Origin of the sequence: Actinoplanes sp. KI2 (genome assembly GCF_025630775.1) — a bacterium.
Taxonomy (GTDB): domain Bacteria; phylum Actinomycetota; class Actinomycetes; order Mycobacteriales; family Micromonosporaceae; genus Actinoplanes.
In genome coordinates this window covers 356,076-366,793 of sequence record NZ_JAOSZE010000001.1, presented here as the reverse complement: position 1 = coordinate 366,793, position 10,718 = coordinate 356,076, and the positions used below count along the sequence as shown (strand labels likewise).

The 10,718-nt window shown below is 70.5% G+C and carries 10 protein-coding genes; all 10 read right to left on the bottom strand.

The features are described 5' to 3' along the window. Nucleotides 1–1,593 (bottom strand): Clp protease N-terminal domain-containing protein (locus ODJ79_RS01665; RefSeq protein ID WP_263021452.1); only part of this gene is annotated, 1,593 nt, incomplete at its 3' end. 386 nt (nucleotides 1,594–1,979) lie between these two features. Next, nucleotides 1,980–2,336 carry a histone-like nucleoid-structuring protein Lsr2 gene (locus ODJ79_RS01660; protein ID WP_263021451.1) on the bottom strand — a complete coding sequence of 119 codons (357 nt, stop codon included), beginning with the start codon at nucleotides 2,334–2,336 and terminating at the stop codon, nucleotides 1,980–1,982. An 89-nt stretch (nucleotides 2,337–2,425) separates the two neighbouring features. After that, nucleotides 2,426–3,934, bottom strand: a complete 1,509-nt coding sequence (lysS, locus tag ODJ79_RS01655; RefSeq protein ID WP_263021450.1) for a lysine--tRNA ligase — start codon at nucleotides 3,932–3,934, stop codon at nucleotides 2,426–2,428. Between the two features lie 53 nt (nucleotides 3,935–3,987). Further along, nucleotides 3,988–4,746: a type III pantothenate kinase gene (locus ODJ79_RS01650; RefSeq protein ID WP_263021449.1), complete on the bottom strand. Its 759-nt coding sequence runs from the start codon at nucleotides 4,744–4,746 to the stop codon at nucleotides 3,988–3,990. Between the two features lie 87 nt (nucleotides 4,747–4,833). Further along, the gene (gene nadC, locus ODJ79_RS01645) at nucleotides 4,834–5,682 is read right to left on the bottom strand and encodes a carboxylating nicotinate-nucleotide diphosphorylase (protein ID WP_263021448.1); all 849 of its coding nucleotides are present in this window, start codon (nucleotides 5,680–5,682) and stop codon (nucleotides 4,834–4,836) included. After that, nucleotides 5,679–7,325, bottom strand: coding sequence for an L-aspartate oxidase (locus ODJ79_RS01640; RefSeq protein ID WP_263021447.1), 1,647 nt, complete (start codon nucleotides 7,323–7,325; stop codon nucleotides 5,679–5,681). The genes nadC and ODJ79_RS01640 overlap by 4 nt, the downstream gene beginning before the upstream one ends. A gap of 63 nt (nucleotides 7,326–7,388) precedes the next feature. Beyond that, nucleotides 7,389–8,291 carry a septum formation family protein gene (locus tag ODJ79_RS01635; RefSeq protein ID WP_263021446.1) on the bottom strand — a complete coding sequence of 301 codons (903 nt, stop codon included), beginning with the start codon at nucleotides 8,289–8,291 and terminating at the stop codon, nucleotides 7,389–7,391. A 180-nt stretch (nucleotides 8,292–8,471) separates the two neighbouring features. Next, complete coding sequence (gene panD / locus ODJ79_RS01630) at nucleotides 8,472–8,897, bottom strand: aspartate 1-decarboxylase (protein WP_263021445.1); 426 nt, start codon at nucleotides 8,895–8,897, stop codon at nucleotides 8,472–8,474. Next, nucleotides 8,897–9,730: a pantoate--beta-alanine ligase gene (gene panC, locus ODJ79_RS01625; RefSeq protein ID WP_263021444.1), complete on the bottom strand. Its 834-nt coding sequence runs from the start codon at nucleotides 9,728–9,730 to the stop codon at nucleotides 8,897–8,899. Before panC ends, panD begins: the two co-directional genes overlap by 1 nt. Further along, nucleotides 9,727–10,614 (bottom strand): Rossmann-like and DUF2520 domain-containing protein, encoded by an 888-nt coding sequence (locus ODJ79_RS01620; protein ID WP_263021443.1) that lies wholly within the window; start codon nucleotides 10,612–10,614, stop codon nucleotides 9,727–9,729. The genes panC and ODJ79_RS01620 overlap by 4 nt, the downstream gene beginning before the upstream one ends. Between the last annotated feature and the right edge of the window lie 104 nt (nucleotides 10,615–10,718).

Here is a 10,718-nt window from a genome sequence, read left to right as displayed (position 1 = left end):
GCGGCGGATCGCCTTGGAGACGGCCTTGACCGCGTCCTCCTGGCCGATGACCCGCTTGTGCAGCTCATCCTCCATGCGGAGCAGGCGGGACGTCTCCTCCTCGGTGAGCTTGTACACCGGGATGCCGGTCCAGTTGCCCAGGACCTCGGCGATCTGCTCGTCGTCGACCTCGGACACGACGTCGAGGTCGCCGGCCTTCCACTCGCGCTCGCGCTGCGCCTTCTGGCCGAGCAGCTGCTTCTCCTTGTCGCGCAGCTGGGCGGCGCGCTCGAAGTCCTGCGCGTCGATCGCGGACTCCTTGTCGCGACGCACCTGAGCGATGCGCTCGTCGAAGTCGCGCAGGTCCGGCGGCGCGGTCATCCGGCGGATCCGCATCCGGGCGCCGGCCTCGTCGATCAGGTCGATCGCCTTGTCCGGCAGGAAGCGGTCCGAGATGTACCGGTCGGCCAGCGTCGCGGCAGCCACCAGGGCGGCGTCGGTGATGCTGATCCGGTGGTGCGCCTCGTACCGGTCGCGGAGACCCTTGAGGATCTCGATGGTGTGCGCCAGGGACGGCTCGCCCACCTGGATGGGCTGGAAGCGGCGCTCGAGCGCGGCGTCCTTCTCCAGGTGCTTGCGGTATTCGTCCAGAGTCGTCGCGCCGATGGTCTGCAGCTCGCCGCGGGCCAGCATCGGCTTGAGGATGCTCGCCGCGTCGATCGCGCCCTCGGCGGCGCCCGCACCCACCAGCGTGTGAATCTCGTCGATGAACAGGATGATGTCGCCGCGGGTGCGGATCTCCTTGAGCACCTTCTTCAGGCGCTCCTCGAAGTCACCGCGGTAGCGGGAACCGGCGACCAGCGCGCCCAGGTCGAGCGTGTACAGCTGCTTGTCCTTCAGCGTCTCGGGCACCTCGCCCTTGACGATCGACTGGGACAGGCCCTCGACGACGGCGGTCTTGCCGACACCGGGCTCACCGATGAGCACCGGGTTGTTCTTGGTGCGGCGGGAGAGCACCTGCATGACCCGCTCGATTTCCTTCTCCCGGCCGATGACCGGGTCGAGCTTGCCCTCGCGGGCGGCCTGGGTCAGGTTGCGTCCGAACTGGTCGAGCACCAGCGACGTGGACGGAGCGGCCTCGCCCGCCGCGGCGCCGGCCGCGGCCGGCTCCTTGCCCTGGTAGCCCGAGAGCAGCTGGATCACCTGCTGGCGAACCCGGTTGAGGTCGGCGCCGAGCTTGACCAGCACCTGGGCGGCGACGCCCTCGCCCTCTCGGATCAGCCCCAGCAGGATGTGCTCCGTGCCGATGTAGTTGTGGCCGAGCTGCAGCGCCTCGCGCAGCGACAGCTCCAGCACCTTCTTCGCCCGAGGGGTGAACGGGATGTGCCCGCTCGGCGCCTGCTGCCCCTGGCCGATGATCTCCTCGACCTGCTGCCGGACGCCCTCGAGCGAGATGCCCAGGCTCTCCAGAGCCTTGGCGGCGACGCCCTCGCCCTCGTGGATCAGGCCGAGCAGGATGTGCTCGGTCCCGATGTAGTTGTGGTTGAGCATCCGGGCCTCTTCTTGGGCCAGGACGACAACCCGTCGCGCTCGGTCGGTGAACCGCTCGAACATGCCCTCGTGCTCCTCACGTGCCGTGCGCCAATGACTGGCGGGGCCAGCGCACGGGCATCGGTGATGCCCATGCTGTAACTCTATCGCCGCCCGGCGGTTCTGCTCGGCCCTCGTGGCCCCGCGAGACCGTCCGCAACGTTGATTTAGCCAACTTCGCACGCTCAGCGGCTGTTCCCCCACCCGATGGAGTACGCGGACAGCGAAATCGCCGGACAACGTGCGTCCACAGCCTGTGGACAACCCTCTCCACACCTGTGGATAACTCTACGTACCGCGCTCAAAGATCACCTGAGAAACCCCACAGGGCCCGCCACGCGCATGCGTGACGGGCCCTGTGACACACCAGAACCGTTGACCCTCCGCGGAGCGAAGCGGAGCCGGCTAGCTCAGCCTCGGCCGGGGCCCTTCGAGTGGAACTCGTCGACGATCTCCTGAGGAATGCGACCCCGATCGGAGATCTCCTTGCCGGACTTCTTGGCCCACTCCCGGATCGCCTTGTTCTGCTCCCGGTCGGCGGTCGCGCCACCGCGGCCGCGTGCGGCCCGGCCCCCCACGACCACACCGCCACGAGCGACGCGAGATCCGGCGCCCACGTAGGGAGCGAAGACGTCCCGCAATTTAGCGGCGTTCTTCTCCGAGAGGTCGATCTCGTACTGAATGCCGTCGAGCGCGAACTTGACGGTCTCCTCGGCGTCACCGCCGTCGAGGTCATCGACCAGCTTGTGAATGATCTGCTTGGCCACGCGCCGCTATCCTCCCGAACACAGGTTCTCCCGCAACGGACAAGACAATAACGCCAGGGCGGCAGTATCCGTCAATGGCGGATCGTATATTACTCGGGCCGGACCAACGGGAACAGGATGGTTTCCCGAATGCCGAGCCCGGTCAGCGCCATCAACAGCCGGTCGATTCCCATTCCCATCCCGCCGGTCGGCGGCATTCCGTACTCCATGGCACGCAGGAAATCCTCGTCCAGCTGCATGGCCTCCGGATCACCGCCGGCGGCCAGCAACGACTGGGCGACCAGCCGTTCGCGCTGCACCACGGGGTCGACCAACTCGGAATACGCGGTCGCCAGCTCGAAGCCGCTGACGTAGAGGTCCCACTTCTCGGTGAGGCCCGGAGTTTCCCGATGCGCGCGGGTCAGCGGCGCGGTCTCTTCCGGATAATCCCGTACAAATGTGGGCTGTTGCAGCGAGTCCACGACCAGGTGCTCGAACAGCTCCTCGGCCAGCTTCCCGTTGCTCCACTTCGGGTCGACCGAAAGGTCATGCTTTTCCGCATAGCTCTCGAGTTTCGCCCGATCGGTCATCACGGTGACTTCTTCGCCGAGCGCCTCGGACAGCGAACCGAACAGGGTGACCGACCGCCACTGGCCGCCGAAGTCCCGCTCGGTGCCGTCGTAGTGGGTCACCACGTGCGATCCGCTCACCGCGAAGGCGGCTTCCTGAATCCACTCCTGAACCTGCTGCTGCATCACGTTGTAGTCGGCGTACGCCTGGTACGCCTCGAGCATCGCGAACTCGGGCGAGTGACTCGAGTCCATACCCTCATTACGGAAGTTTCGGTTGATCTCGAAGACCCGGTCGATGCCGCCGACCACGGCGCGCTTCAAAAACAGTTCCGGCGCGATCCGCAGATAGAGATCCGTGTCGAGCGCGTTGCTGTGCGTCACAAACGGGCGGGCCGCCGCACCACCGTGCAGCAACTGCAACATTGGCGTTTCGACCTCGAGGAAATTGCGGCGGAACAGCGACTCGCGCAGGCTGCGCACCACGGCGGCGCGGGTACGCACGATCTCGCGGGCCTGCGGCCGGACGATCAGGTCGACGTACCGCTGGCGGATCCGGGTCTCCTCGGAGAGCGGCTTGTGCGCGACCGGCAGCGGGCGCAGCGCCTTGGCGCTGATCGCCCAGGAGTCGGCCAGCACGGACAGCTCGCCCCGCCGGCTGGTGATCACCTCGCCGGTGATCCCGACCAGGTCGCCGAGGTCGATCAGGTGCTTCCAGTCGGCCAGCGCCTGCTCGCCCACCTTGTCCAGGGAGAGCATCGCCTGCAGCTCGGTGCCGTCGCCGTCGCGCAGGGTGGCGAAGCACAGCTTTCCGCCGTTCCGCACGAAGATCACTCGGCCGGTGATCGAGACGGTGTCGCCGCTGGCCGTGTCGGTCGGCAGCTCGGCGTACTTCTCCCGGATCTCCTTGAGCGTCGCGGTGCGGGGCAGGTTGACCGGGTACGGCGGGACGCCCTCGGCGAGGAACCGCTCCCGCTTGGCCCGGCGGACCCGCATCTGCTCGGGCAGGTCCTCAGCGGGGTCGGAAAGCGGCACATTCTGCTCGGTCACGGCACGACTCTCTGTGAAATCAGGAAAGGAAAAGCAAGCCTACTCAGCGGCTCTCAGACGTTCCGCTCATATACCATCCGCAGCCCGATCAGCGTGATCATCGGCTCGTGCACGGTCAGCGTCCGGCACTCGTCCTTGACCAGCCCGGCCAGCCCGCCGGTGGCGATCACGGCCTTGACCGGGCCGATCTCCTCGATCATCCGCTCGACGATCCGGTCGACCTGCCCCGCGAAGCCGTAGTACATGCCCGACTGCAGGCACTCGACCGTGTTCTTGCCGATCACCGAGCGTGGCTGGGCCGGCTCGACCTTGCGCAGCTGGGCGGCCCGCGCGGCGAGCGCGTCGAAGGAGATCTCGATGCCGGGCGCGAACGCACCGCCGAGGAACTCACCCTTCGCGCTGATCACGTCGAAGTTGGTGGTGGTGCCGAAGTCGACCACGATCGACGGGCCGCCGTAGAGGGCGTGCGCGGCGAGCGTGTTGACCACCCGGTCGGCGCCGACCTCCTTCGGGTTGTCGATGGCCAGCTGCACGCCGGTCTTCACACCCGGTTCGACGATCACGTTGGGCAGCTCGCCGTAGTAGCGGCCGAGCATGGTGCGCAGGCTGCGCAGCGCGGCCGGCACGGTGGAGCAGGCGGCCACCCCGGTGATCTCCACGGCGTCGCCGGCCAGCAGTCCGCGAAACATCAGGCCCAGCTCATCGGCGGTGTTCCGGGCGTCGGTCTTGACCCGCCAGTTGTGCACGAGCTTGTCGCCGTCGAACGTGGCGAGGACGGTATTCGTATTACCGATGTCAATACAAAGCAACATCAAAAGCCTCATATCGTACGCGGAAGCGACAGCCCCCACCTGGATGGGTTCATCGTGGCAGGCCGTGAAACGGTCACCGCCCCAGGGTCAGCGCGCGCGCAGATCCATGGCGATGTCCAGGATCGGCGAGGAATGCGTCAGACCACCCACCGACAGATAGTCCACCCCGGTCGCCGCATACTCCGCCGCGGTGGCGAGCGTCAGGTTTCCGGTGGCCTCGAGCTCGGCCCGGTCCCCGACCGCCTCGACGACCTCGCGCAGCAGCGCCGGCCTCATGTTGTCGCAGAGCAGAAACGTCGCGCCCGCCTCGACCGCCTCCAGCGCCTCGGCCCTGGTGGTGACCTCGACCTGCACCGGTACGTCCGGGAACGTCTCGCGCACGAGCCGGTACGCGGCGGTGATGCTCCCCGCCGCCAGCTTGTGGTTGTCCTTGATCATGGCCACGTCGTACAGGCCCATGCGCTTGTTCGTGCCGCCGCCGGTCCGCACCGCGTACTTCTCCAGGTGCCGCAGACCGGGGGTGGTCTTGCGGGTGTCCAGCACCGTCGCCTTGGTGCCGGCCAGCGCGTCGGCCCACTTGCGGGTGTGCGTGGCCACCCCGGACATCCGGCACAGCAGGTTCAGCGCGGTCCGCTCCGCGGTCAGCAACGCGCGGGTGGGCCCGGTGACCACGGCGAGCACGTCGCCGCGGCGTACCCGATCGCCCTCGGCCACCCGCGGCTCGAAGCTCGCCGCGCCGCCGGAGGTGGCCGCGAAGACCTCGCGCGCGACCGGCAGGCCGGCCACCACGCCGTCGGCCCGGGCCACCAGCTCGGCGGTGTCGACCTGCCCCGCCGGGATGGTCGCCTCGCTGGTCACGTCCCGGGGCGGGTCGCCCAGGTCCTCGCCGAGCGCCGTGTAGACGATCCGGCCCACCTCGTCCAGGTCAAGACTCACGGCATCTCCTCGAAGGTCTGGGTCAGCACGCCACGGCCGGACAGGCCGTCGAGCAGGTGGCCGCGCCACTCGTCCTCGGCCACCGGGTGGTCCTCCCGCCAGTGGCAGCCGCGGGTCTCCCGCCGGGTGCTCGCCGAGGCGACCAGCGCGCTCGCCACGGTGAGCAGGTTCGTCGCCTCCCAGGCCGCGTTGCGCGGGGTGGCCCGCAGCTCGGCCAGCCGGGTCAGCTCCTTGGCGGTGCCGGCCAGCGACCCGGCCGAGCGCAGCACACCGGCGCCCCGGGTCATCGCCCGCTGCAACTCGCCGCGGATCGCCGGGTCGGCCACCCACGCCGGCCCGGCGTCGGTCACCACCGGATCGGCCTGCGGCGGCAGGTCGCGGGCGACGTCGTCGGCGATCCGCTTCGCGAAGACCAGGCCCTCCAGCAGCGAGTTGCTGGCCAGCCGGTTGGCGCCGTGCACGCCGGTGCAGGCGACCTCGCCGCACGCGTACAGGCCGGGGATGGTGGTACGGCCGCGCAGGTCGGTGCGGACGCCACCGGAGGCGTAGTGCGCGGCCGGGGCGACCGGGATCAGGTCGACGGCCGGGTCGACGCCGGCCGCCCGGGTGGAGGCCACGATCGTCGGGAATCGGTGCTCGAGGAACTGACGGCCGAGGTGCCGGGCATCCAGGTAGACGTGGTCGGCGCCGGTGGCCAGCAGCACCCGGTGGATGCCCTTGGCCACCACGTCGCGCGGGGCCAGCTCGGCCAGCTCGTGCTGCCCGACCATGAACCGCTTGCCGGACTCGTCGACCAGGTGCGCGCCCTCGCCGCGCAGCGCCTCGGAGATCAGCGGCCGCTGCACCGAGGTGACCGCGGCGCTCACGAACGACGTGGGGTGGAACTGCACGAACTCGACGTCGGTGACGGTCGCGCCGGCCCGCAGGGCGAGCGCGACCCCGTCGCCGGTGGAGACCGACGGGTTCGTGGTGGACGAGTAGATCTGGCCCATCCCGCCGGTGGCCAGCACCACCGCACGGGCCAGGATCGCGCCCACGCCGTCCTCGGAGCCCTCGCCGAGCACGTGCAGGGTGAGCCCGCAGGCCCGGCCGTCGGCGCTGCGCAGCAGGTCGAGCACGAGCGCGTGCTCGACCAGCCGGATCCACGGGTCGCGGCGCACCGCCTCGTGCAGGGCGCGCTGCACCTCGGCGCCGGTCGCGTCGCCGCCGGCGTGCACGATGCGGTCGGCGCGGTGGCCGCCCTCGCGGGTCAGCATCAGCGAGCCGTCCGGGTGGCGGTCGAACTCGGCGCCCAGCCGGATCAGCTCGCGCACCCGGACCGGGCCCTCCTCGACCAGCACCCGCACCGCGGCCGGGTCGCACAACCCGACGCCGGCGATCTCGGTGTCGTTGGCATGCGCGGCCGGGGTGTCCAGCGGATCGAGCACGGCGGCGATCCCGCCCTGCGCCCAGCGGGTGGAGCCGTCGTCGATGTTCACCTTGGTGACCACCGTGACGTGCAGGCCCTGCTCCCGCAGATGCAGGGCGGCGGTCAGGCCCGCGACACCGGAGCCCACGACCAGCACGTCGGTGGTCTCGCTCCACCCCGGGTCGGCGGCGGCGAGCCGGCGCGGCAGCTCCGGTAGATCGGCCAGAAGTGACATCTGCTCAGTAGACTCCGCCGCCGCGACGCTCGTCACGCGGGGGCGGCATCGGAGTGGTGGCCGTTACTTGTACTGGACGGGCAGGCTCTTGGCGCCCTTGCCCTGGAGCGACGAGGTGAGCTCGGCGCCGTCCATCCACAGGTAGCAGCGCACGCCGTGGTCGCCGGCCTGCCAGACCTCGGCGCTGCCCGGCAGCGAGATCACGCCGGTCCGGTATTGCAGGTCCTTGTCGTTCGGGACCTTGACGTAGGACGCGACGACCGCGCGGCAGCCGTCGTGGAAGGTGCTCCAGGCCTTGGCGTCCTTCGGGTAGGCGAGGCCCTTCGCGTACCAGACGCCGGCGAACTCGGCGTTGTGCTTGGCCGAGCAGCCCACCCCGGGCATGCCGGCGATCGCCCCGGAGCTGTCCGTGGCCACCGCGTAGCAGGTCAGCCGCAGGTCGGAGGGGCCGCCGGCGAGCGCGTTGCGCAGGGTGCCGGTCCGCTGCACCAGCACGCCGTTGTCCTCGACCGAGCTGAGCTCGAGCGCCTCGCAGCGGAACCATCGTGCGCCTCCGGTCCAGGCCGCCGCGGTGGGGCGGGTGACACCGATCCAGATGCGCGCGGTGCGCCACGGTCCGCCGAGGTAGGTGGTGGTCTGGCGGTCGCAGATCCGGTATTCGGCCTTTGCCGCGTCGGAGCCGGCGGCGGGCGGCTCGGCGGCATCCGCGGCCGGCGAGTTGTAGGTGCCGACGTACACGGTCTCGGTGCGATGCTGCTGCTTGCAGTCGACGTCCTCGTAGGTCCACCGCGACCCGACCGGATCGAAGTTCGCCCCGTGACAGGTCCCGGCGGCCGGCTGGAATCCGGTGGCCGGCTCCATCGCGCCCCACCCGTTGGTGAGATCGCCATCGACCCCACCGGGCATCCCGCAGGCCGCGAGCAGCGTCGGACACAGCGCGGCCAAGATCCACCGTCGGACCCGCATGACCGTCTTACCTCCCATGACCGGAATAACGATCATATAGCAGGAAAGCGGATCTTAAGCCCAAAAGCCATATCCCGTACGAGGTAGCGGCTCACAGCAGGTGCGGCCGTCCCCGCCTGCCCCCGCGGCCTGGCTGCCACCCCAGGCCGAGGACGCGACTCTCGCGTGAAGTGGGTGGAATCAGACCGTCAGGGTCAGATCGCCTCGCACCAGGTCGCCGGCCATCCCCTCGACCGCGGCGGCCGGGTCGGCGCCCAGCTCGATGATCTCGTTGTCGGCGTTCACGTGCACCACCCGCGGCTGGTAGGCGCGCGCCTCGGCGTCGTCCATCTGGCCGTACGCGATCAGGATCACCAGGTCGCCGGGGTGGACCAGGTGGGCGGCCGCACCGTTGATGCCGATCACACCGGAACCGCGCTCACCCGGGATCACGTACGTCTCGAGCCGGGCGCCATTGGTCACGTCCACGATCGCGACCTGCTCGCCGGCCAGCAGGTCGGCCGCCTCCATCAGGTCGAGGTCGACCGTCACCGAACCGACATAGTGCAGGTCGGCCTGGGTCACGGTGGCCCGATGGATCTTGGACTTGAGCATGGTGCGGAACATCAGCGACCTTTCGCGAGGCGGAGCGGGACGTTGTCGATCAGGCGGGTGGCGCCGACCCGGGCCGCCACCAGCAGGCGGGCCGGGCCCTCGCCGGGGGCCGCGCCGAGGTCGGGGCCGGTCAGCGCGAGGTAGTCGACGCGGACACCCGGCTCGTCGTCGAGGATCTTGGTGGCGGTGGCGAGGACCGCGTCCGGGTCGGTGTGCGTGGCGCCCTCGCGCAACGCCCGGGACAGGGCGAGCGCGGCGGCCCGCTGCTCGGCGGAGAGATAGCGGTTGCGGCTGGACAGGGCCAGGCCGTCCGGCTCGCGCACGGTCGGCACGCCGACGATCTCCACGCCCAGCTCCAGGTCGTGGACCATCCGGCGAATCAGGGCCAGCTGCTGAAAGTCCTTCTCGCCGAAGAACGCCACGTCGGCCCGGGTGAGCACGAGCAGCTTCTCGACCACGGTGAGCATCCCGGCGAAGTGGCCGGGCCGGCTCGCGCCCTCGAGGATCTCGCCGAGCGGGCCGGCGTTCATCGTGATCGACGGCGCCCCGCCCGGGTACATCTCGTCGCGGCTCGGGGCGAAGACCACGCTCACGCCCTCGGCCGCGCAGGCCTCGAGGTCGGCCTCGAGCGTGCGCGGATACTTGTCGAAGTCCTCGTTCGGACCGAACTGCAGCGGGTTCACAAAGATCGTCACCAGCACGAACGCCGAGCGCTCGCGGGCCGCCCGCATCAGCGTGCGGTGCCCCTCGTGCAGCGCCCCCATGGTCATCACGACCGCGACCTCGCCGGGCACGGCGGCGAGCGCGGAGGCGAGCTCCTTGCGGGTATGGATCAGGTCGGTCAACGCGGGCTCCCCACGGCGGCGCGAGACAGGACGTCGAGCAGCAGGACGGCGTCCTGCGGACGCAGCCGACCGGCGGCGATCGCCCGGTCGGCGGTGCGGCGGGCCAGCGCCAGGTAGGCCGGCACCGACTCGGGCGGGATGCGGTCCAGGTGCTTGCCGACCGTGCCGGCGTCGCCGCGGGAGACCGGGCCGGTCAGCGCCGCATCGCCCAGGCGCAGGGCGTTGTCGAGCGCGGCCGTCAGCAGCGGCTCGAGGACTCGTCGCGGCTGTTCGACGCCCGCCGCGCGCAGCAGATCCGCCGCCTCGTTGACGAGCGTGACCAGGTGGTTCGCGCCGTGTGCGAGCGCCGCGTGGTAGAGCGGGCGGGCGTCCTCGGCGATCCACTCGGGCACTCCGCCGAGATCGGCGACCAGCCGGGTGGCGAACGCGCGGTCCCGGGTGGTGACCCCCCAGGCGATGCCGGGGAGCCGGTCGAGATCCGAGTCGGCGCCCGTGAAGGTCATCGCGGGATGCAGGGCCATGCCATTCACATCGCCCAGGACGGCGAGTCCGTGAGCCCCCGAGGTGTGCGCCACCATCTGACCCGGGCGCAGCGCGCCGGTGGCGGCCAGGCCGGCGACCACGCCGCCGAGCGCGTCGTCGGGCACGGCCAGCAACAGGAGATCACCCGCGGCCCGGGCGACATCGTCGGCCGGGAGGATCGCGGCTCCCGGCAGCAGTCGGCGGGCCCGATCGCGGGAGGCGGCAGAAACGGCGGCCGCGGCGACCACCTGGTGGCCGGCGGCGTGCAGGGCGGCGCCCAGGACCGCGCCGACCCGGCCGGAGCCGACGACGCCGACGCTGAGGGGACGCGCACCGAGGCGGGCGCGCGGCTCTGCGCTCATATCAGGATCCAGTCCTCGAGAAGGGGTACCGGTCGGGGTGAAGTATGCGCTGCCCGGACCGGCCGGTGACAACATCGTGTGAACAACTCCATCGGTGCTGACAT